The following is a 26,669-nucleotide window of genomic DNA, read 5'->3' as shown; positions in this document are numbered from 1 at the left end:
ATGCACAAAGGCCGCAATGACTGCGGCCTTTGTGCATGACTGCCCGAAAGCTTGAATCAGGCCTTACGCACCTGCGCAATCAACCCATCCAGCTGCGTCAGCATCGTCTCAATTTCCTCAGCCGTCACATTCAACGCCGGCATAAACCGCAGCAGATTCCCCCGCGGCGCATTCAGCAGCAGGCCATTCGGCGCCAGATTCCGCGCGGCTTCGACGATCGCCGGACCATCATCGCGATCCATCACCAGCGCACGCAGCAAGCCCATCCCGCGCTCGCCCTTCATGCCGTACTTGGCCGACAGAGCCAGCAGGCCCTCGGACAATTGCTTTGCACGGGCATTGACCGCTTCCATGAACCCCGGCGCAGCCAGGGCATCGAACACCGCCACGCCGACAGCCGCCATCAACGGATTCCCGTTATACGTGCCGCCCTGGTCCCCATGCGAGAACACGCAGACTTCCTGACGCGCCAGCAACGCAGCCAGCGGCACCCCACCGCCAATCCCCTTGGCCAGCGTCATGATGTCCGGCACCACGTCGGATTGCTGGTAGGCGAACAGGGTGCCGGTGCGGCCCATCCCCGTCTGCACTTCATCCACAATGAACAGCAGCTTATGCTCATCCGCCAGCTTGCGCAGGCCCTGCATGAATTCCTTGGTGGCGGGAATGACGCCGGCTTCGCCCTGGACGGGTTCGAGCATGATGGCGACGGTCTGGTCGTCGATCAGCTTGCGCACCGATTCCAGATCATTGATCTCGGCCTTCGGGAAACCTTCCACCTGGGGCGCGAACATCTTGTCCCAGCCCGGCTTGCCGGAGGCGGACATGGTTGCCAGGGTGCGGCCGTGGAAGCCGTGGTTCATGGTGATGATCTTGTAGGCGCCCTTCTTGTTGACCTGGCCCCATTTGCGCGCCAGCTTGATGGCGCCTTCGTTGGCTTCGCCGCCGCTGTTGGCGAAGAAGACGCGGTCGAACACCGAGGCGCTGGTCAGGCGGGTGGCCAGTTCGATGGAGGGCAGGTTGTAGAACGCCGGCGACGGGTTCATCAGCAGCTTGGACTGGTCCAGCAGGGCCTTCTGCATTTCCGGGGCGCAGTGGCCCAGGGTGTTGACGGCCCAGCCCTGGACGAAGTCCAGGTATCGCTTGCCCGCGTGATCCTCCAGCCAGGATCCCTGGCCTCGCACGAACACGAGGTCCGGGCGGGAGGTGATCTCCATGAGGGTGTTGACGTTGAACTGGCTGAATTCCATGGCGGTTCCTGCGGAATGAGAGAACAGGGGTTGAAAAAGGGTGGGAAACGCTAAAACGCGAATTTAGCACCGGCGGGGGAATGCTATCGTGACGAACCCCTGCCGATCCGCCCCTCGGCCGCCTCAAGAGGGCTGCCAGCGCGGGGCGTTCTATTTTATGCAACAGGCGCATTCCCCGCGCGCAGCCCTTTGTCGCTTTTTACTGACCAATCATGAAACGTATTCTTTCCAGTCTGGCCGCCGGCCTGGCCCTGACCGCAGCGGCGGCGACCGCCCAGGCCGCCTACCCCGAGCGCCCCATCCGCCTGATCGTGCCGTTCCCGCCGGGGCAGGCCACCGATATCTTCGCCCGCGCGCTGGCCGAGAAGCTGGGCGCGGCGGTCAAGCAGCCGATCGTGGTGGAGAACCGCGCCGGCGCCGGCAGCAATATCGGCATGGAGCAGGCCGCGCGCGCGACGCCGGACGGCTACACGCTGGTGATCGCGGGCTCCGCCGCGGCGGTGAACCAGACGCTGTACAAGACCATCAACTACAGCCTGACCAAGGATTTCGCGCCGGTGTCGGGGGTGTTTTCGGTGCCGCTGATGTTCCTGGCGACGCCGGCCTCGGGCATTACCTCGTTGAAGCAGCTGGTGGACCAGGCGCGCGCCAATCCGGGCGAGCTGGCCTACGCCAGCGCCGGGATCGGCGGCACGCAGCATCTGTCGGCCGAGATGTTCAAGGCAGCGGCCAATATCGATATCCGCCATATTCCGTACAAGGGCAGCGGCCCGGCGCAGGCGGATTTCCTGGGGCATCAGGTTCCGCTGATGGTGGATTCGGTGACGGCGAGCCTGCCGCACGTGCAGAGCAAGAAGGCGGTGGCGCTGGCGGTGACCACGGCCAAGCGCCTGCCGCAACTGCCGGACGTGCCGACGGTGGCCGAATCCGGCTATCCGGGTTTCGAGGCCATCGGCTGGGCTTCGGTGCTGGCGCCGGCCGGCACGCCGCCCGAGGTGACGGGCTACCTGAGCCAGCAGATCGGCCAGGTGCTGAACGCCCCGGAAATGCAGAAGTTCTTCCGCGACCGCGGCGCCGAGCCCATGCCGCTGACGCCGCAGGCCACCGGCGCGTTCATCGCCGGCGAAGTCGAGAAGTGGGGCAAGGCGGTGAAGCAGTCGGGCGCCCAGGTCGACTGATGCTTGCCTGAAACCGCCCCGCAGGCGCAGGGACGGTTTGACGTAAGCGGACCAGCGCGGCCGGCGCGCGCTTCAGGCGGGACCGCCCGGCTGGTCCGGGCGTCCGGGCTCGCCGGGTTGCCTGGGCCTCTCTCCAGGCTGGCCCGGGTTGCCGGGCACGTCGGGCGGCGTGCGTCCGGACCCGGTGTCGTCCGGTCCGGGCTGGCCCGGCAGCTGGCCGGGGGCCTGCTTTTCGGGCGCATCCCCCGGCTCCTGTCCGGGCCGCGGCGACGGGTCGGTACCCGGTGCAATGGCGGGATCGCCAGGCTTCTGATTCGTGTTCATGGATGTCTCCTGAAGGATTCATGCAACCGCTACACGCGCACCGGCACGCGTATCGTGCAAGCCCACGATAAAAGCCATGCCCGCGCACGCCCAGATCACGCGGGACGGCTTTATCTAGTACTTTCTTCTTATCTCTTGCCCAACCAGGAGCCGGAATGAAGAAGACCGCCACGGCGTTCACGACGGAACGCCGCCATCTGCTGGAAATCATCGACGGCTTGATCGAGGGCATCCTCCTGCTGGACCAGGACCGCCGCATCGTCTGGGCCAATGACACCGCGCTGGCCATGCACGGCGTGAAGGACCTGGCCGCATTGGGCGGCACCGCCGCCGGCTACCGCAAGGCGTTCTCGCTGCGCGACCGCAAGCGCCGCGCATTGCGCGCGGCGCAGTATCCGCTGGACCGGGCCCTGGCGGGCGAGGCCTACAAGGACGTGGTGGTGGAAGTGAGCAGCCGGCGCGATCCGGAATTCAGCCGCATGCTGCAGGTGCGCAACCTGGTGCTGCGCGATGCGCAGGGCGCGGCCGAAGGCATGGTGCTGGTGCTGCTGGACGTGACCGAGCAGTACAGCGCGGAGGAACGCTTCGAGCGCACCTTCAGCGCCAATCCCGCGCCGGCCGTGATCAGCTCGCTGGCGGACCTGCGCCACATCAAGGTCAATGACGGCTTTCTGGCCATGACCGGCTACACCCGCGAGCAGGTGCTGGGCAAGACGCTGCGCCAGTTGGACGTGCTGGGCGACACGCCGCAACGCGAAGAGGCGCTGCGCCGGCTGGCGGAAGGGGCGACGATTCCGCAGACGGAGACCATCATCGCGGTGCAGGACGGCGGCGCCAAACTGGTGGTGGTGGCCGGCCAGCCCATCGAAGTGGCGGACCAGCCCGGCATGCTGTTCACCTTCAACGACCTGGAGCCGCGCCGCAAGGCCGAGACGGCGCTGCGCGACAGCGAGCGGCGCTTTGCCACGGCGTTCCGGCTGGCGCCCGTGCCCATGACGCTCAGCACCACGGAAGGCAGGCTGCTGGAGGTCAACGACGCCTTCGTCGCCACGACGGGCTATGACGCCGAGACGCTGGCCCGCGACGAGGACGCGCTGGCGCAGCTGTGGATAGACCCGCAAGCCTATGACCGCGCCATGGCCTCGCTGGAGCAGGGCGCCGGCGTGCATGGCCAGGAAATGGCGCTGCGCACGCGCGACGGCGCGCTCCTGGACTGCCTGGTATCGGCCGCGCCGGTGTCCATCCAGGACCAGCCCTGCGTGCTGGCGGCGATCCAGGACATCACCGAGCGCAAGCGCAGCGAGGTCGAGCTGATGGAAGCGATCGAAACGGTCATGCAGGACACGTCGTGGTTCAGCCGCAGTGTCATTGAAAAACTGGCGCAGATCCGCGCGCCTCGGGGCATGCCGCAGGGGCAGGCCGAACTCGCCGACCTGACGCCGCGCGAACGCGAGATCCTGGGCCTGATGTGCCAGGGCCATACGGATACCGAGATCGCGTCCGGCCTGCGCCTGTCGCGCAACACCGTGCGCAACCACGTGGCCGCGCTGTACAGCAAGCTCGACGTGCACAGGCGCAGCGCCGCCATCATCTGGGCGCGGCAGCGCGGCATCGTGGGCTATGAGAAGCCGGCGCGCAAGCGGGCGCAGAAGCCGGTCCGCAAGCGGTAGAAAAGTACCAGCCGTCCTGATGTGCGCGCTTCTTACGCGCGCGCCATGCGCTTTCTATAGTGGTTGCGTCCGCCGCCGGAGCCCCGGCGCGGTTTCACGCAACCTGCAACGAGGAGCGAAACATGGATAACGACCGCATCAAGGGCGCTGCGAAGGAAGTCAAAGGCACGCTCAAGGAAACGGCCGGCAAGCTGACGGGCAGCCGCCAGACGCAAGCCGAGGGCAAGGCGGAGAAAACCGTGGGCAAGGTGCAGCGCAACGTGGGCGAGGCCAAGGATCAGGCACGCGACTTGCTGAGCAAGAAATAGCGCGGCTGCCCATCGGCATGGCCCGCTAGCCCATGAACGCCGAAAGGAGAAAAAAATGATTCATCGACTCTGGCTTGCGCTGATGCTGGCAATAACCGCCATCTCGGCCGGCTGCAACACGATGGAAGGCGCCGGCAAGGACATTGAACGCGGCGGAGAGAAGATCCAGCAGAAAGCCCAGTAGGTCCTGCATCGGCAACCTGCTGGAACGGCTGGCGCGCGGATCGCGCGCCGGCCTTTTTGCGTTTATTGCGCGTCGCGTCCTATTGCGCTTTTGCGTCCAGGCGGCCCAGCAGGGCATCGAAGCGGCCGAGCCGCGCGTACCGCGTCTGGCCGCCCGCCACGGCCTCGCCGCCCGGTAGGCTGATCCACCGTTGTATCCCGCTATCCAGATCGAGCGCGCCGTGGCGGATTCGAAGCACCTGGCCCGACGCCGGATGCCAGAGCTGGCCCAGATCCATGCTGCGATGCGGCGCATGCCAGTGGCCCAGCAACAACCAGCCGCCCGGCAGCGCTTGCAGCGTCATGCCGCCGGCAGGCAGATGCCCCACCTCGTGTTGGTGAACGGCGCCGGCCTCCAGGCCCGCGACACTCCAGCAGTTGGCCGCGGCACAGCACGCAGGTACGGCCGCCCGGCGTAGGAATGACGGCGGACCTGTCACTGACGGGACGGCGTTGCGGGGGCGCGGTGTACAGCAGCGACGGCTCCGCAGCGACGTCCTCCGCCTGCCTCGCGTAGCCCGGATAAAGAAAGACCATGCCACGGTCCACCAGCAGCAGATCGTCGCCCGCGAACCCCAGGCTGAATTCCGGCGTCCGGCGTTGCACTTGCGCGGCGCGCGGCGGCAGGGGCACGCCGGGCCGGTTTGAAGGGGGCAGCTCGACCTGATCGGAATGCAGCAGCCGCGCATAGGGCGTGCTGGACAGTCCGTCCGGGCCCTGCTCGATCCAGGCATGCACGCCGTCGGGGCTGACGCAGGAGGCGAGCAGGCCACGCCGCGCGGAAAACTTGCCGGCGATCGCGCGCAATGCCGGCCATGCACGCAGGTCGGTGAGCGTCGGGGCATCCCAGTCCGTCATGACGGCGCAGGCCCATCCCGGAGCCACCGCTACCGCGTAGGGCATGTCCAGGTAATCCCCGGGGCCGCACAGCGGACCCGAGGCCGGCTTGGGCAGGGCCGCCTGGGCGCCAGCCGCGGCGCCTTCCTGCCGATGCGCGACGGCTTCCCAGCCCTGCGCCTGTATTTGCGTCTTGAGGCCGTCCGCCTGGGCCTGCGGCACGATCAGCAGACGGATCGCGTCGTCCTCTTCGCGCTGCTCGATGAGCGCCAGCCCCAACGCCTCCAGTTCCTGGCCCAGCGCGGGCAGGAAGTCATCGGCGCGGTCGTCGCGCATGACGGAACGAAGCAGGTCCAGGCGCGCGGACGCAAGCGCCGGGTGGCGGGTCGAATAGATTTGCCTGAGCGTGTCCAGCACGTCGGGCAGGAGAATCTTCCAATCGAAGGATACGGGCTGCTGCATCACGGCTCAGCGGGAAAAGCCGCGCGCGGAAATCTCCCAGATGTCCTGCACCACGCCGTCCTTGAACACCACCAGGCCATCGTGCAGGTTGAAGGTGGGATCCACGTGCGCGGGCACCAGGCGCAGCACGCTGCCCAGCGCGGGCGGCGTGGCGCCGGGTTCCACGCGGACCACGCTGTGCTCGTCGTTGATGGCGGTGCAGGTCAGGCCCGATTCGCCATGGACGGCGGGCGGGCCGCATTCGGCGGAAGCCGACTTCAGGCCGGCATCCAGCACCACCCGGCCGGGCGCGGGCGCGCTCATCACGGTGGACAGCAGGAACAGGCTGTTCTGGAAGGCCAGCGGGCCGCTCCATTCATTGGCGCCGTAGTCGCCGTCCATGAAGGCGTAGGAGCCCGCCTGCAGTTCCGTGTAGACCCCGCTGGCCGCGTCGAATTCCGCGCTGCCCGTGCCGCCCCCCGTGATGGTGTCGCAGGCGATGCCGCTTTCGCGCAGCAGCTGCGCATAGGACACGGCGATGCCAGCGGCCTGGCGGCAGACGCTGGCGCGCTCCTCGCGCGCGCGGAAGTGCTGCACCGAGCCGTGGTAGGCCTGCAGCCCGGCGAAATGCACACCCGGCAATGCGCGGGCCTGCTGCGCCAGCGCCAGCACCGTGGCGCCGTCCGACACGCCGCAGCGGCCCTGGCCGACGTCCACCTCCACCAGCACGTCGATCTCGGCGCCGGCCTGGGTCATGGCGGCGGACAGCTGCGCCAGGTTTTCCGCGTTGTCCACGCAGACGCTCATCTTGGCGGCGCGCGCCAGCTGGCCCAGCAGCGCCAGCTTGGCCGAGCCGACGACCTCGTTGCTGATGTGGATGTCGCGGATACCGGCGGCCACGAAGGGCAGCGCCTCGCTGACCTTCTGGCAGCAGATGCCGCGCGCGCCCAAAGCCAGCTGGCGCAGGGCGATCTCGGGGCATTTGTGCGCCTTGGCGTGGGGCCGCAAGGCCACGTCGTGCCGATCGGCCCAGGCCTGCATCGTGCGCAGGTTCGCCTCGAAAGCCGTCAGGTCCAGCGCCAGGCTGGGCGTGTCGACCCGGGCCAGGGGATCGCCCGGCTGGGCCGCCGGGGGCAGCGCTATGCCGCGTATGACTTCCTGGGACATCGGAAATACTCCGTTATTTGCACGCGTGGATGTAACCGCGCCATAACCAAACCTGGGCGGGTCATAACCTAAAGGGCATGCGACCCCCTGGTAAACGATAGCCCGGTAAGCATTGGCTACAAGAGGTCGGCATGACAGAATTTCATCATAAAGAAAGCCCCCGAGGGGAGGCGCGTTTTTTGCCGCCGGGCGCAAGACCCGGCGGCAAAAACGAACAATATTCAACCGTCAGCAAAATCACGGAGAAGCCCGCATGAAACTGAAGCACTGGATCACCACCCTGACCCTGGCCGTCGCCGCGGTCGGCGCCGCCGGCACCGCGCAAGCGCAGCAATTCTTCCGCATCGGGACCGGCGGCACCGCCGGTACCTACTACCCCATCGGCGGCATCATCGCCAACGCGGTGTCCCAGCCCGGCAAGCTGGTCGCCACGGCGGTCGCCTCCAACGGGTCGGTGGCCAATATCAACGGCATCCTGGGCGGTTCGTTCGAAGCGGGCTTCACGCAATCCGACGTGGCCTACTGGGCCTACAGCGGCACCGGCACCTTCGAAGGCAAGCCCAAGGCGCAGGACCTGCGCCTGATCTCGACGCTGTACCCGGAAAGCATCCACCTGGTGGCGCGCAAGGGCGCCGGCATCAAGAGCGTGGCCGACCTGAAAGGCAAGCGCGTCTCGATGGACGAGCCGGGCTCCGGCACGCTGGTCGACGTGCGCCTGATCCTGGGCGCCTACGGCATGACCGACAAGGACATCAAGGCCGAATACCTCAAGCCCAACCAGGCCGGCGACAAGCTCAAGGACGGCGGGCTGGACGCGTTCTTCTTCGTGGGCGGCGCCCCCGCCGGCGCGATCGCGGAACTGGCGTCCAGCGGCGCCGGCATCGAGATCGTGCCGCTGGTCGGCCCCGAAATCGACGCGCTGCGCGCCAAGCAGGAGTTCTTCACGCCCGACACCATCGCCGCCAACACCTACCAGAACGTGGGTGAAGTGAAGACGATCTCGGTCAACGCCCAGATGGTCACGTCGGCCAAGCTGCCGGAACAGGTCGTGTACGACGTCACCAAGGCCCTGTACAGCGACGCCACGCGCAAGACGTTGGACAACGGCCACGCCAAGGGCAAGCTCATCACCCGCGACAACGCGATCAAGGGCGCCGGCATCCCGTTCCACCCGGGCGCCGAGAAGTTCTACAAGGAAATCGGCCTGCTGAAGTAGGTCCCCCCCGAGCGCCTTTGGCGCTTCCCCCAGGGGCGCCGCAGTGGACCGGCGGAGCCGGATCCACGCGGCCCCGATGGGGCGGCGGCGGGATTATGCGGCGAGTGTGCCGCGCGGCCAGATTGAAGTCTGTATGTCCGCGGAGCGACGCGCCGCGCTTGAGTAGGGCCGCCACGAGCGGCCCTGCTTGCTGAATCACCCAGAGAATTACTGCGATGGAAATTGATCACCAAAAAACCCAGCAGCTGGCGGAGAAGTACGACTCGGAAATCCGCTTCCGGCCGCTGGACAAGACGGCCACCTGGATCGTCTCCGGCCTGCTGGTAACGCTTTCGATCTTCCACTACTACACGGCCGGTTTCGGCCTGCTGCGCGAAGCCACGCACCGCGGCGTGCACCTGGCGTTCGTGCTCAGCCTCATCTTCCTCGTCTTCGGCTTTTCGAAGGCGCATTACAACCGCGAACCCAAATCCACCTGGTATGCGCCGGGCGGCATTCCGCTGTACGACTGGATCATCGCCATCGCGCTGGCCCTGTCGGTGCTGTACATCCCCTACATCTTCGAGGACCTGGCCTTCCGCGTCGGCAACCCGCTGCCGATCGACGTGTTCATGGGCTCGATCCTGCTGATCGGCCTGCTGGAGGCCACGCGGCGCGCCATGGGCTGGCCGCTGCCCATCATCGCGATCGTTTTCATGGCCTACGCCATGTTCGGGCCTTACTTCCCGGGGCTGCTGCAGCACGCGGGCAATACCTGGTCCCAGGTCGTCAACCACATGTACCTGACCAGCCAGGGCGTGTACGGCGTGGCGGTGGGCGTGGTGGCGACCTACGTCTTCCACTTCGTGCTGTTCGGCGTGCTGGCCACCCGCATCGGCCTGGGCCAGCTGTTCCTGGACGTGGCCTCGACCATCGCCGGGCGCTATGCCGGCGGCCCCGCCAAGGTGTCGGTGTTCGGTTCCGCCATGTTCGGGATGCTCTCCGGTTCCTCGGTGGCCAACGCCGTGACGGTGGGCTCGCTGACGATCCCCGCCATGATCCGCATCGGCTATCCGCGGCACTTCGCGGCGGGCGTGGAGGCGGCCAGCAGCACGGGCGGGCAGATCACGCCGCCCATCATGGGCGCGGCCGCCTTCCTGATGATCGAATTCCTGGGCATCCCGTACCAGCAGATCGCGATCGCGGGCATTTTCCCGGCCTTCCTGTACTTCTTCGGCATGTTCATGCAGGTGCACTTCGAGGCCAAGCGCGAAGGCCTGCGCGGCCTGACCGACGAGGAAATGCCCAAGCTGAAGCAGTCGTTCAAGATGCGCTGGCCCACGCTGATCCCGCTGGTGCTGCTGATCGGCGTGCTGGCCAGCGGCCGCACGCCCTACCTGGCGGCGTTCGCGGGCATCACGGGCTGCATCGTGGTGGGCATGCTGAATCCGTTCCAGCGCCTGCGCCTGCGCGACCTGTACGAGGCCTTCGAGACCGGCGCGAAGTATGCGCTGGCCGTGGGCGCGGCCGCAGGCACGGTGGGCATCGTGATCGGCGTGGTCACGCTGACCGGCGTGGGCTTCAAGATCTCGTACATCGTGATTTCGGCGGCCCAGGCGATCGCAGGAGGCGCGGCCACCGTGATTCCCGACGTCATCGCCAACACGCAGACGCTCACGCTGATCGCGGCGCTCGTCATGACCGGCATCGTCTGCATCCTGATGGGTTGCGGCATTCCCACCACGGCGAACTACCTGATCATGGTGGCCGTGGCCGCGCCCACGCTGGTGCAGCTGGGCGTGCAGCCGATCGCGGCGCACTTCTTCGTGTTCTATTTCGGCATCCTGGCCGACATCACGCCTCCGGTGGCGCTGGCGGCCTATGCGGCCGCCGGGATGGCGGGCAGCGACCCGTTCAAGACCGGCAACACGGCGTTCCGGCTGGGCATCACCAAGCTCATCGTGCCGTTCGTGTTCGTGTTCTCGCCGTCGCTGCTGATTTCGGTCCAGGGCTTCACCTGGTACGACTTCTTCGTGACCCTGTTCGGCTGCATGGTCGGGCTGGTGCTGCTGTCGGCGGCCTTCTCGCGCTACATGCTGGTCGGCATGAAGGGCTGGGAGCGCTGGCTGTGCACCATCGGCGCCTTGCTCACGATCCTGCCGGGGCTGACCAGCGGCCTGATCGGGCTGGCCATCTGCGTCCCGGTGTTCGTGCGCCAGCTGGCTCAGCTCAAGCTCGAAAACGCGCCGAAGGCCGCCTGAGGGCCGGGCCGCGCGCCGGCCGCGAATTGTAAAAAGGGGCGGACCAACCGGGTCCGCCCCTTTTTCTCTGAACCATGCATTTTGCCGGCAATTGGCCGACGATGGCGGCCAAGTTGCCCCGGAGTGACGGCATACAACATTCCCCGGCCTCTCGGTTGCCCGCCCCTATAAAACGGCGTAAAGTAAAATTCATGTTTGCTGGTCTGCCGATATGCGGGCCGACTGTGCAAACAGGCACAACACTGCGCCATATGTTCGATATCCTGGTTTATCTGTACGAGAATTACTACACGCCGCAAGCCTGTCCTGCGGCCGACGTGCTGGCCAAGCGGCTTGCCGCCGCTGGGTTCGAGCACGAAGACATCGACGACGCTCTCGGGTGGCTTTACGGCCTGGCCGAGACCACCGAACGATGCGTCGATCTCGCCCAGGCGCCCACCACCGGCACCCGGATCTACACCGATAACGAGTATCAGCAGCTCGGCACCGAATCCATCGGCTTCATCGCCTTCCTGGAGTCCGCCGGCGTGCTGCCCGCGCCGCTGCGCGAAATCGTCATCGACCGTGGCCTGGCTGCGTCGGAATCGCCCGTGCCGCTTTCCAAGATCAAGATCATCGCCCTCATGGTTCTCTGGAGCCAGGAAGCCGAGATCGACAATCTGGTCCTGGAAGAGCTGCTGGACGACGAAGGCGTGCGCCGCCTCCATTGAGCGCGGCGCGCCGCCGCCCCCGAATCTCCTTGCCGTCTCCCGCGCGCAACCGCGCGGGCATTGCCCTGTGACCTACGTCGGCCGTTTCGCCCCCAGCCCCAGCGGTCCGCTGCATGCGGGCTCGCTCGTGGCCGCGCTGGCCAGCTGGCTGGACGCGCGCGCCCATGGCGGCCGCTGGCTCCTGCGCATCGAAGACGTGGACACGCCGCGCACCGTGCCCGGCGCGGCCGAACGCATCATGGCGCAGCTGGAAGCGCTGGGCCTGTCCTGGGACGGCGAGGTCATGTGGCAGTCCAGGCGCGGCGACGCCTACCAGGCCGCCTTCGACGCCCTGGCGGCGCGCGGCCTGATCTACGGCTGCGGCTGCACCCGCCGCGAAATCGCCGATTCCGCCCTGCGCGGCCAGACCCAGCCCGGCGCCGACGGCGAACGGCCCTACCCGGGCACCTGCCGCAACGGCCTGCCCGAAGGCCGCCAGGCCCGAGCCTGGCGCGTAAGGCTGCCGGAAGGCGTGGAACGCTTCGAGGACCGCTGGCTGGGGCCGCAGGAACAGGACGTGGCCCGGGCCGTGGGAGACATGGCGCTGCGGCGCGCGGACGGCCTGTGGGCCTATCAGCTGGCCGTGGTGGTGGACGATGCGGCGCAGGGCGTCACGGACGTGGTGCGCGGCGCGGACCTGCTCGGCTCCACGGCGCGCCAGCGCGTGCTCGGCCGCCTGTTGGGCCTGCCGCCGGTGCGCTACCTGCACGTGCCGCTGATCCTGGACGCCGGCAGCGGGCTCAAGCTGTCCAAGCAGAATGGCGCCCCGCCCATCGATACCGGCGCGCCGCTGGAGGCGCTGAAGGGCGCCTGGACGGCGCTGGGCTTCGAGCCGTTCCCGGCAACCGAGCGCGACGCCTTCCTGCGCGTAGCCACCGCGCACTGGGCGCGGCGCTTTCCCTGACATCCCGGCAGCCGCTTCCTTCTTCTTATAGCGGCTGCAGATCCTCTCCGAGCATCCGCACCAGCAGCGCCTCGCCGTTGTCGGCCACCCGCAGCTCGCCATACCGGGCGACCTGATAGCGCGCGGCCTGCCCTTCGGGGAAGAAATAGGCATTGGTCACGATACGCACGCCATTGTTGCGCACGCGATAGCGCAACGGTACCTCGGCATCGGTGTGCGGATGCACGTCGGGCTGGATGCGCAGCGGCTGCGATACGCCGCGCTCGTCGCGCGCCAGCATGACGTAGCCGTCGGGCTCATAGCCGAGGATGGAGTCGTCTTCCCCGCGGTTCTCGCCGCCCAGGCGCAGCCGCGTGACCTCCCGGCTGGCGGCGAAGTTCAGCGCCATGTAGTCGCCCTGCATCAAGGACCGGGGATCCACCGGCGCCAGTTCCAGGATGACCACCTTGCCGGAAGCCAGCAGCTTCTCGCGCTGCCAGATTCCGCCATTGGCCACCGCCAGCACCAGCGCCAGGCCGCCCAGGATGGCCAGGGTGCGCCAGCGCAGCACGCCCGACACCGGCGGCAGCGGCCCGCGCGCGGCGGGCGCCTGCGTGCGCATCAGCCTGGGCACCAGCCACACCAGGCCCCGCAGAAGGAAGAGCAGCACCGCGGCGCCGCTCAGCCACAGCGCCTTTTGCAGCAACGGCACGTCGAGCTGGTAGTAATAGACGCCCAGGTAGGCCAGCAGGCTCAGGACCCCGAAGATCGCCAGCCGCGGCTGGTTCAGCCCGAAGCCCAGCAACAGCCACGCCAGCGCGAAGCCCACGCCGGGGCTGGGCAGCCAGAACAGCGCCAGGACCAGCAACGCCAGCGGCACGCCCCAGGTCACGCCGGCCGTCAGCACGTGACGCCGAGGCCACAGCACCGCCAGGGCGGCCGCGGCGGGCAGCACGGCGCCTGCCGTCACCAGCACCGCGGTCCTCGGATTGAGCTGCCACATCGCCGGCAGTTGCAGCGCCGAAATCCCGCTGGCCAGCCACACCATGCCCTGGACCGACAGCAGGAAGGCCCAGGCCAGCGGCTGCAGCGCGTGGGCGCGCTTGCCGCCCAGGCGGCGGCCCAGGCTGAACAGGACCGCCGTGGCCCAGGCCCCGGTCACCGCGATAGGCAGCCAGATGAAGGTGGCCTGCGCCACGTCGAAGTCCAGCCAGGCGTCCAGCAGGTCCTCGCGCATCAGCTCCGGCGCCACGCCGCGCCAGATCAGGCCGGCGGCCGCCGAGGCGATCAGCAGCCCGCTCAGGAAACGCAGGATCGCGTCCGGCCCCAGCGCATAGACGGCGGCGGCCATCAGCAGCACGAACAGGCAGGCGTTGGTGAACGAGGTGGAACTGGACAGGCCGTAGATGATCAGGATCTGGCCGGTGAAGGCCATCGCCGTGCCGCATTGGCGCCAGAACGGCCCGGCGTCGCTGCGCAGCACCGCCACGCCCGCCGCGCACAGCACCAGCCCGGCCACCAGCGCGCCTTCTTCCGTCGTGACGACGCCGGAAAAGGCCACGAACACCAGCAGCAGCAAGGTGGCCAACCAGGCGCTCAGGCCCAGCAGGCACTGCACGTACCAGGGCGGATCGGCCTGCGGCGAGGCCGGCGCCAGTTGCGCCACCGGCGCGCCGGCATCGGCCGGATCGACCGAGTTGCCCGCCGAGGCGGCGGCCGGTTCGGCATCCGCCGCAGCCACGGGCACCGCCGGTTCGGCGCCCAGGCGGCGCAGCCAGCGGGCGGCCCAGACGGCTTCGGCCATCAGCAGCGCGGCCAGCGGCAGGGCGGCCCAGACGCCGGGCTCGAGCCGCAGCAGCCATTCGCCCACCACCCGCAGCGAAACGCAGATCACGCCCGCCGCCAGCATGGCCAGGATGACCAGGTCGCGCCGGCCCCGCTGATAATAAAAGCCCAGGCCCAGCGTGACGGCCAGCCAGGCCACGCCGTTGGCGGTGCCCAGGCCGCGCAGGATGTAATCGCCGAACATCAGGGACACCACCAGGGCGCTGATGATGAATGCGGCCAGGATGCGCGGCCCGAAAAGGGTGCTGGCCCGCCAGCGGCGCGCGGCCATTTCCCAGGCCAGCAGCAGCACGAGATTCAGGGCCGCGATGATCAGGCTGGCGGCCCCCGGGCCGCCGAAGACCATCCACCAGTCGAAGGCGCGCTCGCCCAGCCACAAGGCCGTTGCCATGTTCAGCACCAGCACCCAAAGCAGCCAGACGGCCTGGCTGGCCGCCGCCAGCGCCCAGGGCAGCAGCAGGGCCGCCCACCAGGCGAACAGTTCCCAGGTATCGGCCCCGGTCTGGTAAGTTTGGCCCAATAGCGCGAGCAGGGCGCCGAGCAGGATGCCGGCCAGCGCCAGCAGGGCGCCGGGGATGCTGCGCCGCACGCCGGGGCTGGCCCGCAGGCGCAGCCCGGCCCACGCGGCGGCCAGCGCGCAGACCGCCAGCAGCGCCTGTACGCCGGCGAAGCGCTGCACTTTGGTCATTTCCTGCCAGTTGGCGGCGACCCAGCAAACCGCGGCGCTGCCAAGCAGCAAAACGCCCAGCCACAGGGTGCTTCGCGCCAGGAATTGACGCCAAGCGTGCAGTTCGGATCCCGCTTGCCTTTCAGTGCCGACTTGCATCTGGCGAATCTCCGATCTTATTATCCGCGCTGATACGGCGGGACTACCGCCACTGGATACACATGAATAAAACGCTGATTATTGCCGAGAAGCCCTCGGTGGCCCTTGATATATCACGCGCCTTGGGAGGCTTCGCGCGCGAGGGCGACTATTTTGAAAGCGAACGTTACGTCCTCGCGTCCAGCATCGGCCATTTGCTCAGCTTGGTCGCGCCCAACGATCCGGTCAAGGGGAAATGGAGCTTCACGCACCTGCCCGTGATTCCGCCCGAGTTCGAGCTGGGCCCGACCGACAAGAAATCCGCCGAACGCCTGAAGCTGCTGGTCCGCCTGGCCAAGCGCAAGGACGTGGACGCCATCATCAACGCCTGTGACGCCGGGCGCGAGGGCGAGCTGATCTTCCGCTACATCATTCAGTATGCGGGCGTGAAAAAGCCGATCCAGCGCCTGTGGCTGCAGTCGATGACCCAGGCCGCCATCCGCGAAGCCTTCGCCAACCTGCGCGACGACGTGCAGCTCAAGCCGCTGGAAGCGGCCGCCCGTTCCCGCGCCGAGGCCGACTGGCTGGTGGGCATCAACGGCACGCGCGCCATGACCGCCTTCAACAGCAAGGACGGCGGCTTCTTCAAGACGCCGGTCGGCCGGGTGCAGACGCCCACGCTGGCCATCGTGGCCGAGCGCGAAGAGCGCATCCGCCGCTTCGTGCCGCGCGACTACTGGGAGGTGCGCGCGCAGTTCGTGGCCGCCGCCGGCCTGTACGAAGGCCGCTGGATCGACCCGGAATTCAAGAAAGACGAACGCGACCCCGAAAAGCGCGAATCGCGCCTGTGGTCGCAGGCCGCCGCCCAGAGCGTGGTGGCCGCCTGCCGCGACCAGCCCGGCAGCGTCACCGAGGAATCCAAGCCGTCGACCCAGATGTCGCCGGCCCTGTACGACCTGACCTCGCTGCAGCGCGAAGCCAACGGCCGCTTCGGCTTTTCGGCCAAGACCACGCTGGCGCTGGCCCAGACCCTGTATGAGCGCCACAAGGCGCTGACCTACCCGCGTACCGATTCGCGCTATCTGCCCGAAGACTACATCGGCACGGTGCAGGAAACCATGCGGGCGCTGGCCACGGGCGGCTCCAACGCGGTCGGCGGCCTGTCCCGCCACGCGGAAACGGTGGTCAGCAAGCAATGGGTGAAGCCGAACCGCCGCATCTTCGACAATAAAAAGGTGTCGGACCACTTCGCCATCATCCCGACGCTGCAGATCCCGCACGACCTCAGCGAGGCCGAAGGCAAGCTTTACGACCTGGTGCTCAAGCGCTTCCTGGCGGTGTTCTTCCCCGCCGCGGAATACCGCGTCACCACGCGCATGACCGAAGTGCAGGGGCACCGCTTCCGCACCGACGGCAAGGTGCTGGTCAACCCGGGCTGGCTGACGGTCTATGGCAAGGAAGCCCAGGGCGAGGACGCCAATCTGGTTCCCGTGGCGGACGGCGAGACCGTGCGCACCGAGGACGTGGATGCGGTGGGCCTGTCGACCAAGCCGCCGGCGCGCTTCAACGAAGCGACGCTGCTGTCGGCCATGGAAGGCGCGGGCAAGCTCGTGGACGACGAGGAACTGCGCGAGGCCATGTCCGAGCGCGGCCTGGGCACGCCGGCCACGCGCGCGGCCATCATCGAAGGCCTGCTCAACGAAAGCTACCTGCGCCGCGAGGGCCGCGACCTGGTCCCCACCGCCAAGGCGCGCCAGCTGATGACGCTGCTGTCCGGCCTGGACGTGACCGAACTGACCTCGCCCGAACTCACCGGCGAATGGGAGCACAAGCTCAAGCAGATCGAACAGGGCGGCCTGGGCCGCGAGGCGTTCATGCGCGAAATCGCGCAAATGACGCAGGTCATCGTCAAGCGCGCCAAGGAATACGAGCGCGACACGGTGCCCGGCGACTACGCCACGCTGCAAACGCCCTGCCCCAAGTGCGGCAGCGTCGTGAAGGAAAACTACCGCCGCTACGCCTGCACGAACTGCGACTTCTCCATCGGCAAGCATCCCGGCGGCCGCACCTTCGAGCTGCCCGAAGTGGAAGAGCTGCTCGCCAAGCGCGAGATCGGTCCGCTGCAGGGCTTCATCAGCAAGATGGGCCGGCCGTTCGCCGCCATCCTGCGCATCAGCGACGAGTACAAGCTGGAATTCGACTTCGGCCAGAACGACGAGGACGACAACGAAGCGGTGGACTTCTCCGGCCACACGCCGGTGGGCGCCTGCCCCAAGTGCAAGTCGCGCGTGTTCGAGCACGGCATGAGCTACGTCTGCGAGAAATCCGTCGGCCCCGAAAAGAGCTGCGATTTCCGTTCGGGCAAGGTCATCCTGCAGCAGGAGATCTCGCGCGAGCAGATGGAGAAGCTGCTGACCGACGGCCGCACCGACCTGCTCGACGGTTTCGTCTCCAGCCGCACGAACCGCAAGTTCAAGGCCTTCCTCGTCCGCCAGCCGGACGGAAAGATCGGCTTCGAGTTCGAGCCCCGGCCCGAAAAACCCGGCCGCGCGCGCGCCCCTGCCAAGACGGCCGCGAAGACCGCGGCGAAGACGGCAACCAAGACCGCCGCCAAGAAAGCGCCCGCCAAGAAGGCCGCGGTGAAAAAGACCGCAGCCAAGAAAGCGGTCAAGAAGGCCGCGCCGAAGAAGACCGCGTAAGCCATCGAACATCCGCCGTGCCGGCACGGCGGATGTTCGATGCCGCGCAGCCATGCAACGCCCGGGCAACCGGGCGTTTTCCATTGTTGGACGCGGGAGGCTGGGGTATTGTCTACGCCACACCGCAGCAACCAGACCAAAACCGAGGATGACATGAGCGCTAGCCCCGATTTCACCACCCGCCGCCGCGTGCTGGCCGCAGCCGGCGCGCTGGCCGGCATCGGCCTCGTCAATGGCCGCGTCGCCTTCGCGCAACCCAAGCTCGGCCGCGTGGCCTACGGGCAGGGCAGCATCGATCCCTTCTTCGCCGCCGGCTACGTGGCGCTCAAGAACGGCTATTTCGGCGAGGGCGGGCTCGAGGTCGAATACCTGAACTCCCAGAGCGGCCCGCGCACCAACCAGCTGCTGGCCGCGGGCCAGATCGCCTTCGGCGCCACCGCCGCCACCGCGGCGCCGGCCCTGACCCTGGCCGGCAAGCCCGCCACCCTGGTGTTCGGCTTCGACCGCAAGCTCACCTATGCCAACGTCATCGTGCGCCGCGAAGACTTCGAAAGCGGCAAGATCAAGTCATTGAAGGACCTTGCCGGCAAGCGCGTGGGCGCCACCCAGCCGCAGTCCAGCACCTGGCTGATGGCGCTGTACCTGATGCAGAAGGCGGGCGTGGCCGACAAGGTCGACATCCGCCCGCTGGGCGACCTGGCGACCATGCTGGGCGCGCTCAAGACCGGTTCGGTATCCGCCAGCATGGCCACCATGTCCATGATGGAACAGGCTCGCCAGGAAGGCTGGGGCGTGCCCATTTTCGACGCCACCACCGAGAGCTCATGGAACGAGTTCATGGGCGGCGACGTGCCCGGCATCGCGGCGCTGACGCTGCAGGACACCATACAGAAACGTCCCGAGGTGGTGCAGGCCTTCGTCACGGGCCTGGTGCGGGCGCAGGATTTCATCGGCGCCAACAGCGCCGCGGCCGTCACCGACGCCATCTACGACGACTACCTCAGCGCCTTTCCGCGCGACGCGATCGAGAAGACGCTGGGCGTGTACAAGGAAACGGTGTTCCTGAAGGACAACATCATCACCCAGGACGCCTACGACCGCATGACGGCCATCATGGGCGACGGCCGCCAGTTCTCCAATGACGAGATCAAGACGGTGCCGTACGACCGCTGCGTGAACATGAGCTTCGTGCGCCGCGCCAGGGGCCTCTGATGATCACGCTGGACCACGTCGGCAAGGCGTACCAGACGCGCCAGGCCACGACCCACGCGGTGGGCGATGTCAGCCTGACGATCCCGGAAGGCGAGTTCGTCTCCATCGTGGGCCCTTCCGGCTGCGGCAAGAGCACGCTGCTGAACATGATCGCGGGCTTTCTGCGCCCGACCACGGGCGCCATCCGCGTGGACGGCCGCATCGTGGACGGGCAGGTGCCGCCCGCGCTGGGCTACATCTTCCAGAAGGACACGCTGCTGCCCTGGTTCAGCGTGAGGAAGAACGTGGCGCTGGGCCTGAAGTTCCAGGGCGTGCCCGCCGCCAGGATCGAACGCCGCGTTGCCGAGCTGCTGGAACTGGGCCATCTCGGCGCCTTCGCCGACGCCTTTCCGCACCAGCTGTCCGGCGGCATGCGGCGGCGCGTGGCGCTGCTGATGAGCCTGGCGGTGGAACCGCGCATCCTGCTGCTGGACGAGCCCTTCGGCGCGCTGGACACGCACACCAAGACGCACCTGCATCGCGAACTCATCGAGATCTGGCGCAAGCTGGGCCAGACCATCGTCATGGTCACGCACGACCTGGACGAGGCCATCCTGCTGTCCGACCGCGTGGTCGTGCTGTCGGGGCCGCCCAGCACGGTGCTGCTGGACGAACGCATCGCCATCTCGCATCCGCGCGATGTCTTCACGCTGCGGGAAACGCCGCAATTCGTGAGCCACGTGCAAAGCCTCTGGAGCGTGCTGGGACAGCAGTTCCGCGCCGCCGCCTGACATGACCCCGACCGATACTTCCGATTCCCTGCAGGACCAGCTGCGCCTGGACCGCCGCGCCGGCATGGCGCGCCGCCTGCGCATCACCCTGTGGCAAGTGCTGATCCTCGCCTTCATCCTGGGTTCCTGGGAAATTCTGACGCGCATCCCGTGGTTCGCGCAGAACACCTTGTTCGACCCGTTCTTCATCAGCCAGCCCTCGCGCGTGGCGCTGCGGCTATGGGAATGGCTGCAGCCCGGCCCCCGATCGGTCTGGCCGCACCTGTGGCTGACCTTGCAGGCGACGATGGTGGGCCTGGTGGTCGGCGTGGGCAGCGGCTTCATCGTGGGCATGACGCTCAGCCGCAGCCGCTTCCTGGCCGACGTATTCAATCCCTTCATCGTGGCGTTCAATTCCATGCCGCGCATCGCCTTCGTGCCGCTCATCACCATGTTCTTCGGCCTGGGGCTGGCCTCCAAGGTGGTAACGTCGTGGTTCGTGGTGTTTTTCCTGGTGTTCTTCAACACCTACAAGGGCGGCCGCAGCGTTGAGCGCGAGCTGGTGGATTTCTGCCGCACGCTGGGCGGTTCCCCCCGCCAGATCCTGTGGCGGGTACGGATCCCGACCGCCGCCGCATGGACGTTCGCGGCGCTGCCCAACGCCATCAGCTTCGCGCTGATCGGGGTGGTGCTGGCGGAGTTCGTCGGTTCCACGACGGGAATGGGCTACCTGATGATCACGGCGCTGGCGACCCTGAACGCCACCGACATGTTCGCCGCGGTGACGCTGCTGTCGGTCGTGGGCATTGCGCTGGTCTATTGCGTGACCTGGCTGGAACGCCGCCTGCTGCATTGGGCGCCGGAGTTCCGCGAATAGGAGGGCTCCCCCCGCAGCGCTGCGCGCTTCCCCCCAGGGGGGCGCCGCTGCGGACCGGCGGAGCCGGATCCGCGCGGCCCGGATTGAGACGAAGCACTTTGGACGACTGACATGGATACGCTGCCATATTTGCGCAACTTCGACCTGACGGGAAAGGTCGCCCTGGTGACCGGTTCGGCGCGCGGGTTAGGCTTCTGTATTGCAAGGGCGCTGGCCGGCTGCGGCGCGCGAGTGCTGATCAACGGCCGCAATGCCGAGGGCGCCGCCGCCGCTGCAGCTGAATTGACGGCCGCCGGCCTGGACGCGCATCCGCTGCCGTTCGACATCTGCGACGACGCCGCGATGGAACGCGCCTTCCAGGGCATAGACCGCGACCATCGGCGCCTGGACATCCTGGTGAACAACGTCGGGGCCCGCAACCGCAAGACCCTGCGCGACACCAGCCCCGCCGAGATCCGCGAGCTGATCGACACGGACCTGGTGGCCGGCATGCTGCTGGCCAAGTTCGCCGCCGAGCGCATGATGCGCCAGGGCGGCGGGCGCCTGATCGCCATTACCTCGGTGGTGGGGGAGCTGGCCCGCTCCGGCGACGCGATCTACCCGGCCGCCAAGCAGGGCCTGACGGGCATGGTGCGCGCGCTGGCGGCGGAGTTCGGCGGCCATGGCATCACCAGCAACGCCATCGCGCCGGGCACCTTCGCCACCGAAACCAACGCCGCCATGGTCGCGGACCCGGAGTTCGGGCCGCGCATCGCCTCGCGCAATCCGATGGGCCGCTGGGGCGAACCGGAAGAGATCGCCGGCGCGGCCGTGTTCCTGGCCTCGCGCGCGGCCTCGTACGTGAACGGACACGTGCTGGTGGTCGACGGCGGGCTGTCGATCCAGTTCTAGGGCCGGCGACCCCAAGCCCTGGCCCCGCGGCCGGACCTCGCTCAGGTCGTCTCGTCCTGGTACCAGACGCCTTCGGCCAGCATCATCTTCTGATGCCCGTGCCCGGCGGGCATCATGGGGAAGCAGTTCTCCTGCGCCGCCACCGCCACGTCGAGGAAATAGGGGCCGTCGTGCGCCAGGCATTCAGCCAGCGCCGCGTCCAGCTTTGCCGGATCGTCCACCCGCGCCGCGCCCCAGCCGAAGGCCTTGGCCAGGGCCACGAAGTCCGGCAGCGAGGCGTTGTAGCTGTGGCTGTAGCGCCCGCCATGGATCAGCTCCTGCCACTGCCGCACCATGCCCATGTAGCCGTTGTTGCACAGCACGACCTTGACGGGCGTCTGGTGCTGCATGGCAGTGGACAGTTCCTGGATATTCATCAGCACCGAAGCGTCGCCGCTGACGCAGACCACCGTCTTGTCGGGATGGCCCACCTGCGCGCCGATGGCGGCGGGCACGCCATAGCCCATGGTGCCCGCGCCGCCCGAGGTCAGCCAGCGGTTGGGGGCGTCGAAACGCAGGTACTGCGCCGCCCACATCTGGTGCTGGCCCACGTCGGTCGAGACGATGGCGTCGCGGCCTTCCAGCGCGGCGTTCAGGCGCGACATCAGGTGCTGGGGCAGGATGGCGTCGGCCGCGGGCGTGTAGCCCAGGCAATCCTGGGCGCGCCAGGCGCCGATGCGGGACCACCACGGCGCCAGCCGGGCGGCGTCCAGGGGCTCGTCGCCCAGCTCCGCGCGCAGCGCGCGCACCAGCGGCAGGCAGTCGCCCACCAGCGCGACGTCCACGCGCACCACCTTGTTGATCGAGGCCGGATCGATGTCGATATGGATCTTGCGCGCATGGGGGCAGAATTCCGACAGCTTGCCCGTGATGCGGTCGTCGAAGCGGGCGCCGATGCAGACCACGAGATCGGCGTTGTGCATGGCCAGGTTGGCCTCCACCGTGCCGTGCATGCCGAGCATGCCCACGAACTGGTCGTCCGACGCCGGGAAGGCGCCCAGACCCATCAGCGTCAGGGTGCAGGGCGCGCCGGTATGGCGCACCAGGTCGGTGAACGCCTCGCAGGCCTCGGGGCCGGCGTTCACCAGTCCGCCGCCGCCGTAGAAGATGGGCCGCCTGGCCTGGGCGATCAGGCCGGCGGCCCGGCGCACGGCCGACTGCGGCAGCTTGGGCGCCAGCTTGCTGGCCTGGCGCCGCGCGCGCAGCGCCGCCAGCTTTTGTTGCGAGGGCACGGCCGGGACGCCGTCGTCGGCGTCTTGCGGCACGGCCAGCTGCACGTCCTTCGGAAAATCCACCAGCACCGGGCCGGGACGGCCCTGGCGCGTCAGTTCGAATGCCCGGCCCACCACGCCGGCTACGTCGTCCACCGCCCGGATCTGGGTATTCCACTTGGTCACCGAGCGCGAGATGCCGATGGCGTCGCATTCCTGGAAGGCGTCGGTGCCGATGGCGGCCGTGGTGACCTGGCCGCTGATGCACAGCACCGGGATCGAGTCGCACATAGCGTCCAGCAGCCCGGACGTGGTGTTGGCCATGCCGGGGCCCGACGTGACGAAGACCACGCCCGTGCGCCCCGTGCTGCGGGCATAGCCCTCGGCCGCATGGACGGCGGCCTGCTCGTGGCGCACCAGCACGTGCCGCAGGCGGGGCTCGGCGTAGAGCGCGTCGTACAGGGGCAGGACGGCGCCCCCCGGGTAGCCGAACACCGTATCCACGCCATAGGCGATCAAGGTATCGAGCAGAATTTTCGCCCCGTTGTCGGCGGGGCGATCGGAGGCGGCAAGCGCGGCGGCGGCGGTGGGGTGCAGGCGATCGTTCATGCTATCTATCTTATTCGTAGATCGGAAGAATATTTATCTTCTTTTCCACCGATAACCGACAATCGCAGTAAATTTATCTTTGATATGGAGGAATCAAAGAAAATGAACCTGGACAAGTTTGACCTCGCCATTCTCAAGGTGCTGCAGGAGAACGCGCGCGCCAGCCTGAACGACATCGGCGCGGCCGTCGGGCTGTCGTCCACGCCGTGCTGGAACCGCATCAAGCGCATGGAAAGCGCCGGCGTGATCCGCGGCTACACCGTGGACATCGACCCGGCCAGCCTGGGCTTCATGGACACGGTGATCGTCCACGTCACGCTGGAAAGCCACAGCGAGGAGACCTTGTACGAGTTCGGCCGCGCGCTGGCGCAGATCCCGGAGGTGCTCGAAGCGTTCCTGGTTTCGGGCGACTATGACTATTACATCCGCATCGCCGTGCGCGACACCCGGGACTACGAACGCCTGCTGCGCGAGCAGCTCTACCGGATTCCGGGGATCCGGCACAGCAAGTCGTGCTTCGTGCTGCGCCGGCTGAAGGAGACCCAACTGCCCCTGACCGGCCTGGCTGACGCCGCGCGCGCCTAGCGCAGGACGAAGTCCACCGGCCGGGCGGGCTCGGGCAGGGGGCGCACGCCCAGGCCTTCGAGCAGGTCGATCTCGATCACGCGGGCCAGGGCCGACAGCGGCAGGTCGTTTTCGTCCACGCCGAATGGATCTTCCAGCTCGTCCCCGACGGCATCCAGCCCGAAGAAGGTATAGGCCACGATGGTGACCGCGACCGGCATCAGGTATTCCAGCGCCCCCACCAGCCCGAAAGGCAACAGCAGGCAGAACAGCCACGCCGTCCGGTGCAGCAGCAGCGAATACGCGAAGGGCGAGGGCGTGAACTTGATCCGCTCGCAGGCGGCCTGGATGGCGGCGCAGGCGGCCACGCGCCGGGTGAGCCCTTCGTACAGAATGTCGCTCAGCTCGCCACGCCGCAGGCAGGCCGCCAGGTCGCGGTTGATCGCCATGAGCAGGGCGTCCGGCACGTTCCGGCAACCGGCCAGCGTCTCCGCCTCGTCCTGCTGCACCCAGGGGCGCGCGGCGGCCGTCATGTCCTCTTCGCGCAGCCTCGCCGCAAGCGCATAGGCAAAGCCGATGCAGCGACGCACGATGCGTTCCTGCACCGGATTGGCCGTGCTGGCGGCCAGCAGCACCGCGCTTTCGCGCGCCAGGCTGCGGGCCTGCACGATCAGCTCGCCCCACTGCTTGCGGGCTTCCCACCAGCGGTCGTAGCAGACATTGTTGCGAAAACCCATGAACACGGATAGGGCCAGGCCGAACAACGAAAATGGCACCGCCGACAGGTGGGCGGGCGAAAACCATTGCCGGTGGTACATCCACACCACCAGGCAGGAAAGCAGCGTGATGACGAGGATGCGGCTCAGGATGCGCGGGATGATGGAACCGCGCAGGATAAAGAACAGGGCCAGCGCTGAAGGACGCGGACGGACGATCATGATGGGTATTCGATCGGAAACAGGGCGGCGCACACTATACGCCTGTCATTCTGTAAAACGGCCGCCGATATAATCCTGTTTCGTCTCACCGCCACCGCCACTGCCCAATGACCACCGAAGACACTCCGATCAAGCCCTGGCACGTCGTCCGCCGCTCCAAGCTGCACGGCAATGGCGTCTTCGCCGCGCGCAAGATCCCGGCGGGCACGCGCATCATCGAGTACGGCGGCAAGCGCATCAGCGCCAAGGAAGCGGACCGCCGCCATCCGACCAATCCGGACGATCCCTTCCACACCTTCTTCTTCGCGCTCAGCTCCGGCCGCGTGATCGACGGCGGCGACGAAGGCAACGACGCTCGCTGGATCAATCACTCCTGCGAGCCCAATTGCGAGGCCCAGGAAGGCAGGCACGGTAAGCGCGTCTACATCGTCGCGCTGCAGGACATCCCGCGCGGCACCGAACTGTTCTACGACTACGGCCTGGTGCTGGACGGCCGCATCACCAGGAAGCTCAAGGAAGGCTACCGCTGCCTCTGCGGCACGCCGCCCTGCCGCGGCACGATGCTGGCGCTGCCCGAGAAAAAGAAGAAGTCCGCCAAGCCGGAAACCGCCGACGCCGCGCCCTGAGCGCGAAGCCATCCGTCCCCACGCGTGCCAAGACCCCGGACGCGGCGCGCGTATTCGGCGTTCCGCGCCGGACAGGCGTACAATCGACCAAGTCGTTAACACGACATGCAGTACGTCTTCAGGGCGGGGTGAAACTCCCCACCGGCGGTATGCCATGCAATGTGGCGAGCCCGCGAGCGCCCGGCCTCCCTTACGGAAGCCGGGGTCAGCAGATCTGGTGAGATGCCAGGGCCGACGGTCATAGTCCGGATGAGAGAAGATGTGCCGGCACATACCCGCCCGTCCTGGCGCGCCCGCGTCCGGGCAACGGTATTGCGTTCGGCTGTCGAGTAGCCCTGGAACGTTTTTCGCCCCTTTAACTTGCGAGAGCGTTTCCAATGTCCAACGTTACCCTTACCCCGCAGTCCCCCATCCCCAGCCTGGCTTCCCAGCCGTTCGCCGTCCGCCTGCAGCGCGCGCTGCATCAGTTGCGCCTGGGCCGCCCCGTCATCCTCATGGACGACTTCGACCGCGAGAACGAAGCCGACCTGATCGTGGCCGCCGACAAGCTGACCGTGCCCGTCATGGCCCAGCTGATCCGCGACGGCAGCGGCATCGTCTGCCTGTGCCTGCCCGGCGAAACCCTGGATCGGCTGGGGCTGCCGCCCATGGTCCAGCGCAACCAGAGCCGCTTTGCCACCGCATTCACGGTGTCCATCGAGGCGCGCGAGGGCGTCAGCACCGGCGTGTCGGCCGTGGACCGCGTCACCACGATCCGCGCCGCGATCTCGCCGTCGGCGCAAAGCGACGACATCGTCAGCCCGGGACACGTATTCCCGCTGCGCGCCCAGCCCGGCGGCGTGCTGACTCGCCGCGGCCACACGGAAGGCTCCGTGGACCTGGCGGTGCTGGCAGGCCTGCGCCCCGCTGGCGTGCTGTGCGAACTGATGAACGCCGACGGCACGATGATGCGCGGCGCGGCATTGGAGCGCTATGCCGCCCAGCATGGCCTGGTCGCGCTAACCATCGCCGAGCTGGCCGACCACCTGCAGCAACTGAAGGACGGCCAGGCCGAGGCGATCGACGACGAGGTGCTGGAGATGGCCGCAACGGTCTGATCCTTGCCCAGGCGGCGCCGCC

23 protein-coding genes and 1 riboswitch are annotated in these 26,669 nt (G+C 67.7%); of the genes, 16 read left to right on the top strand and 7 right to left on the bottom strand.

The genetic code is table 11. The annotated features are described in order from the left end of the window. Nucleotides 1-56 precede the first annotated feature (56 nt). On the bottom strand, nucleotides 57-1,250 hold the full coding sequence (locus tag ACN6PJ_RS18025) for an acetylornithine transaminase (protein ID WP_427997215.1): 1,194 nt from the start codon (nucleotides 1,248-1,250) through the stop codon (nucleotides 57-59). A 212-nt stretch (nucleotides 1,251-1,462) separates the two neighbouring features. Here ACN6PJ_RS18025 and ACN6PJ_RS18020 point away from each other — a divergent pair, with 212 nt between their 5' ends. Then, nucleotides 1,463-2,428 (top strand): Bug family tripartite tricarboxylate transporter substrate binding protein, encoded by a 966-nt coding sequence (locus tag ACN6PJ_RS18020; protein WP_427997214.1) that lies wholly within the window; start codon nucleotides 1,463-1,465, stop codon nucleotides 2,426-2,428. Nucleotides 2,429-2,500: 72 nt separating this feature from the next. Here ACN6PJ_RS18020 and ACN6PJ_RS18015 read toward each other — a convergent pair whose 3' ends face one another. Beyond that, nucleotides 2,501-2,752 carry a hypothetical protein gene (locus ACN6PJ_RS18015; protein WP_427997213.1) on the bottom strand — a complete coding sequence of 84 codons (252 nt, stop codon included), beginning with the start codon at nucleotides 2,750-2,752 and terminating at the stop codon, nucleotides 2,501-2,503. A gap of 155 nt (nucleotides 2,753-2,907) precedes the next feature. Here ACN6PJ_RS18015 and ACN6PJ_RS18010 point away from each other — a divergent pair, with 155 nt between their 5' ends. The 3 genes from ACN6PJ_RS18010 (at nucleotide 2,908) to ACN6PJ_RS18000 (ending at nucleotide 4,914) form a co-directional block, all read left to right on the top strand. Beyond that, nucleotides 2,908-4,422: a PAS domain S-box protein gene (locus ACN6PJ_RS18010; RefSeq protein ID WP_427997212.1), complete on the top strand. Its 1,515-nt coding sequence runs from the start codon at nucleotides 2,908-2,910 to the stop codon at nucleotides 4,420-4,422. Between the two features lie 122 nt (nucleotides 4,423-4,544). Continuing rightward, nucleotides 4,545-4,730 carry a CsbD family protein gene (locus ACN6PJ_RS18005; protein ID WP_427997211.1) on the top strand — a complete coding sequence of 62 codons (186 nt, stop codon included), beginning with the start codon at nucleotides 4,545-4,547 and terminating at the stop codon, nucleotides 4,728-4,730. 55 nt (nucleotides 4,731-4,785) lie between these two features. Continuing rightward, nucleotides 4,786-4,914 (top strand): entericidin A/B family lipoprotein, encoded by a 129-nt coding sequence (locus ACN6PJ_RS18000; protein WP_043541255.1) that lies wholly within the window; start codon nucleotides 4,786-4,788, stop codon nucleotides 4,912-4,914. Nucleotides 4,915-5,114: 200 nt separating this feature from the next. On the opposite strand, the gene ACN6PJ_RS17995 is transcribed toward ACN6PJ_RS18000, so the two are convergent. Both ACN6PJ_RS17995 and ACN6PJ_RS17990 read right to left on the bottom strand, forming a co-directional pair. Next, nucleotides 5,115-6,251: a hypothetical protein gene (locus tag ACN6PJ_RS17995; RefSeq protein WP_427997210.1), complete on the bottom strand. Its 1,137-nt coding sequence runs from the start codon at nucleotides 6,249-6,251 to the stop codon at nucleotides 5,115-5,117. 6 nt (nucleotides 6,252-6,257) lie between these two features. Further along, nucleotides 6,258-7,397, bottom strand: a complete 1,140-nt coding sequence (locus ACN6PJ_RS17990) for a DSD1 family PLP-dependent enzyme (protein WP_427997209.1) — start codon at nucleotides 7,395-7,397, stop codon at nucleotides 6,258-6,260. A gap of 253 nt (nucleotides 7,398-7,650) precedes the next feature. Here ACN6PJ_RS17990 and ACN6PJ_RS17985 point away from each other — a divergent pair, with 253 nt between their 5' ends. The 4 genes from ACN6PJ_RS17985 (at nucleotide 7,651) to gluQRS (ending at nucleotide 12,506) form a co-directional block, all read left to right on the top strand. Beyond that, nucleotides 7,651-8,613 (top strand): TAXI family TRAP transporter solute-binding subunit, encoded by a 963-nt coding sequence (locus tag ACN6PJ_RS17985; RefSeq protein WP_427997208.1) that lies wholly within the window; start codon nucleotides 7,651-7,653, stop codon nucleotides 8,611-8,613. 215 nt (nucleotides 8,614-8,828) lie between these two features. Beyond that, nucleotides 8,829-10,853, top strand: coding sequence for a TRAP transporter permease (locus tag ACN6PJ_RS17980; protein ID WP_427997207.1), 2,025 nt, complete (start codon nucleotides 8,829-8,831; stop codon nucleotides 10,851-10,853). A gap of 251 nt (nucleotides 10,854-11,104) precedes the next feature. After that, nucleotides 11,105-11,563 (top strand): DUF494 family protein, encoded by a 459-nt coding sequence (locus ACN6PJ_RS17975; RefSeq protein WP_427997206.1) that lies wholly within the window; start codon nucleotides 11,105-11,107, stop codon nucleotides 11,561-11,563. A 67-nt stretch (nucleotides 11,564-11,630) separates the two neighbouring features. Continuing rightward, on the top strand, nucleotides 11,631-12,506 hold the full coding sequence (gluQRS, locus tag ACN6PJ_RS17970; RefSeq protein ID WP_427997205.1) for a tRNA glutamyl-Q(34) synthetase GluQRS: 876 nt from the start codon (nucleotides 11,631-11,633) through the stop codon (nucleotides 12,504-12,506). A gap of 25 nt (nucleotides 12,507-12,531) precedes the next feature. On the opposite strand, the gene ACN6PJ_RS17965 is transcribed toward gluQRS, so the two are convergent. After that, entirely contained in the window at nucleotides 12,532-15,156 is a 2,625-nt protein-coding gene (locus ACN6PJ_RS17965; RefSeq protein WP_427997204.1) for a GDYXXLXY domain-containing protein, read from the bottom strand. Nucleotides 15,157-15,218: 62 nt separating this feature from the next. Between ACN6PJ_RS17965 and ACN6PJ_RS17960 the strand changes: the two genes are divergently transcribed. From ACN6PJ_RS17960 to ACN6PJ_RS17940, 5 genes are all read left to right on the top strand, one after another. Then, nucleotides 15,219-17,834: a DNA topoisomerase III gene (locus tag ACN6PJ_RS17960; protein WP_427997203.1), complete on the top strand. Its 2,616-nt coding sequence runs from the start codon at nucleotides 15,219-15,221 to the stop codon at nucleotides 17,832-17,834. A 153-nt stretch (nucleotides 17,835-17,987) separates the two neighbouring features. Further along, the gene (locus ACN6PJ_RS17955) at nucleotides 17,988-19,046 is read left to right on the top strand and encodes an ABC transporter substrate-binding protein (RefSeq protein ID WP_427997202.1); all 1,059 of its coding nucleotides are present in this window, start codon (nucleotides 17,988-17,990) and stop codon (nucleotides 19,044-19,046) included. Beyond that, a complete protein-coding gene (locus ACN6PJ_RS17950; RefSeq protein WP_427997201.1) occupies nucleotides 19,046-19,816 on the top strand; it encodes an ABC transporter ATP-binding protein in 771 nt (256 codons plus the stop codon). The genes ACN6PJ_RS17955 and ACN6PJ_RS17950 overlap by 1 nt, the downstream gene beginning before the upstream one ends. Nucleotide 19,817: 1 nt before the next feature. Then, on the top strand, nucleotides 19,818-20,672 hold the full coding sequence (locus ACN6PJ_RS17945) for an ABC transporter permease (RefSeq protein WP_427997200.1): 855 nt from the start codon (nucleotides 19,818-19,820) through the stop codon (nucleotides 20,670-20,672). Between the two features lie 111 nt (nucleotides 20,673-20,783). Next, nucleotides 20,784-21,563, top strand: a complete 780-nt coding sequence (locus ACN6PJ_RS17940) for an SDR family oxidoreductase (protein ID WP_427997199.1) — start codon at nucleotides 20,784-20,786, stop codon at nucleotides 21,561-21,563. Nucleotides 21,564-21,604: 41 nt separating this feature from the next. On the opposite strand, the gene ilvB is transcribed toward ACN6PJ_RS17940, so the two are convergent. After that, complete coding sequence (ilvB, locus tag ACN6PJ_RS17935) at nucleotides 21,605-23,431, bottom strand: biosynthetic-type acetolactate synthase large subunit (RefSeq protein WP_427997224.1); 1,827 nt, start codon at nucleotides 23,429-23,431, stop codon at nucleotides 21,605-21,607. A 93-nt stretch (nucleotides 23,432-23,524) separates the two neighbouring features. Between ilvB and ACN6PJ_RS17930 the strand changes: the two genes are divergently transcribed. After that, nucleotides 23,525-24,007 carry an Lrp/AsnC family transcriptional regulator gene (locus tag ACN6PJ_RS17930; RefSeq protein ID WP_427997198.1) on the top strand — a complete coding sequence of 161 codons (483 nt, stop codon included), beginning with the start codon at nucleotides 23,525-23,527 and terminating at the stop codon, nucleotides 24,005-24,007. On the opposite strand, the gene ACN6PJ_RS17925 is transcribed toward ACN6PJ_RS17930, so the two are convergent. Then, on the bottom strand, nucleotides 24,004-24,924 hold the full coding sequence (locus ACN6PJ_RS17925) for a bestrophin family protein (RefSeq protein WP_427997197.1): 921 nt from the start codon (nucleotides 24,922-24,924) through the stop codon (nucleotides 24,004-24,006). The two genes, ACN6PJ_RS17930 and ACN6PJ_RS17925, sit on opposite strands and share 4 nt — an antisense overlap. Before the next feature lie 107 nt (nucleotides 24,925-25,031). On the opposite strand from ACN6PJ_RS17925, the gene ACN6PJ_RS17920 reads away from it, so the two are divergent. Both ACN6PJ_RS17920 and ribB read left to right on the top strand, forming a co-directional pair. Further along, nucleotides 25,032-25,550: an SET domain-containing protein gene (locus ACN6PJ_RS17920; RefSeq protein ID WP_427997196.1), complete on the top strand. Its 519-nt coding sequence runs from the start codon at nucleotides 25,032-25,034 to the stop codon at nucleotides 25,548-25,550. Nucleotides 25,551-25,660: 110 nt separating this feature from the next. Beyond that, nucleotides 25,661-25,815, top strand: a riboswitch (FMN riboswitch). Between the two features lie 112 nt (nucleotides 25,816-25,927). Continuing rightward, the gene (ribB, locus tag ACN6PJ_RS17915; RefSeq protein ID WP_427997195.1) at nucleotides 25,928-26,647 is read left to right on the top strand and encodes a 3,4-dihydroxy-2-butanone-4-phosphate synthase; all 720 of its coding nucleotides are present in this window, start codon (nucleotides 25,928-25,930) and stop codon (nucleotides 26,645-26,647) included. The last annotated feature ends 22 nt before the right edge of the window (nucleotides 26,648-26,669 follow it).

Source organism: Achromobacter sp., assembly GCF_050285585.1.
GTDB lineage: Bacteria > Pseudomonadota > Gammaproteobacteria > Burkholderiales > Burkholderiaceae_B > Achromobacter.
This window is presented reverse-complemented; position numbering and strand designations above follow the sequence as displayed.

Bases quoted from the DNA above. Each gene is read 5' to 3' on its own strand.
- ACN6PJ_RS18025 (WP_427997215.1), bottom strand. From the start codon at position 1,250: ATGGAATTCAGCCAGTTCAACGTCAACACCCTCATGGAGATCACCTCC.
- ACN6PJ_RS18020 (WP_427997214.1), top strand. From the start codon at position 1,463: ATGAAACGTATTCTTTCCAGTCTGGCCGCCGGCCTGGCCCTGACCGCA.
- ACN6PJ_RS18015 (WP_427997213.1), bottom strand. From the start codon at position 2,752: ATGAACACGAATCAGAAGCCTGGCGATCCCGCCATTGCACCGGGTACC.
- ACN6PJ_RS18010 (WP_427997212.1), top strand. From the start codon at position 2,908: ATGAAGAAGACCGCCACGGCGTTCACGACGGAACGCCGCCATCTGCTG.
- ACN6PJ_RS18005 (WP_427997211.1), top strand. From the start codon at position 4,545: ATGGATAACGACCGCATCAAGGGCGCTGCGAAGGAAGTCAAAGGCACG.
- ACN6PJ_RS18000 (WP_043541255.1), top strand. From the start codon at position 4,786: ATGATTCATCGACTCTGGCTTGCGCTGATGCTGGCAATAACCGCCATC.
- ACN6PJ_RS17995 (WP_427997210.1), bottom strand. From the start codon at position 6,251: ATGCAGCAGCCCGTATCCTTCGATTGGAAGATTCTCCTGCCCGACGTG.
- ACN6PJ_RS17990 (WP_427997209.1), bottom strand. From the start codon at position 7,397: ATGTCCCAGGAAGTCATACGCGGCATAGCGCTGCCCCCGGCGGCCCAG.
- ACN6PJ_RS17985 (WP_427997208.1), top strand. From the start codon at position 7,651: ATGAAACTGAAGCACTGGATCACCACCCTGACCCTGGCCGTCGCCGCG.
- ACN6PJ_RS17980 (WP_427997207.1), top strand. From the start codon at position 8,829: ATGGAAATTGATCACCAAAAAACCCAGCAGCTGGCGGAGAAGTACGAC.
- ACN6PJ_RS17975 (WP_427997206.1), top strand. From the start codon at position 11,105: ATGTTCGATATCCTGGTTTATCTGTACGAGAATTACTACACGCCGCAA.
- ACN6PJ_RS17965 (WP_427997204.1), bottom strand. From the start codon at position 15,156: ATGCAAGTCGGCACTGAAAGGCAAGCGGGATCCGAACTGCACGCTTGG.
- ACN6PJ_RS17960 (WP_427997203.1), top strand. From the start codon at position 15,219: ATGAATAAAACGCTGATTATTGCCGAGAAGCCCTCGGTGGCCCTTGAT.
- ACN6PJ_RS17955 (WP_427997202.1), top strand. From the start codon at position 17,988: ATGAGCGCTAGCCCCGATTTCACCACCCGCCGCCGCGTGCTGGCCGCA.
- ACN6PJ_RS17950 (WP_427997201.1), top strand. From the start codon at position 19,046: ATGATCACGCTGGACCACGTCGGCAAGGCGTACCAGACGCGCCAGGCC.
- ACN6PJ_RS17945 (WP_427997200.1), top strand. From the start codon at position 19,818: ATGACCCCGACCGATACTTCCGATTCCCTGCAGGACCAGCTGCGCCTG.
- ACN6PJ_RS17940 (WP_427997199.1), top strand. From the start codon at position 20,784: ATGGATACGCTGCCATATTTGCGCAACTTCGACCTGACGGGAAAGGTC.
- ACN6PJ_RS17930 (WP_427997198.1), top strand. From the start codon at position 23,525: ATGAACCTGGACAAGTTTGACCTCGCCATTCTCAAGGTGCTGCAGGAG.
- ACN6PJ_RS17925 (WP_427997197.1), bottom strand. From the start codon at position 24,924: ATGATCGTCCGTCCGCGTCCTTCAGCGCTGGCCCTGTTCTTTATCCTG.
- ACN6PJ_RS17920 (WP_427997196.1), top strand. From the start codon at position 25,032: ATGACCACCGAAGACACTCCGATCAAGCCCTGGCACGTCGTCCGCCGC.
- ribB (WP_427997195.1), top strand. From the start codon at position 25,928: ATGTCCAACGTTACCCTTACCCCGCAGTCCCCCATCCCCAGCCTGGCT.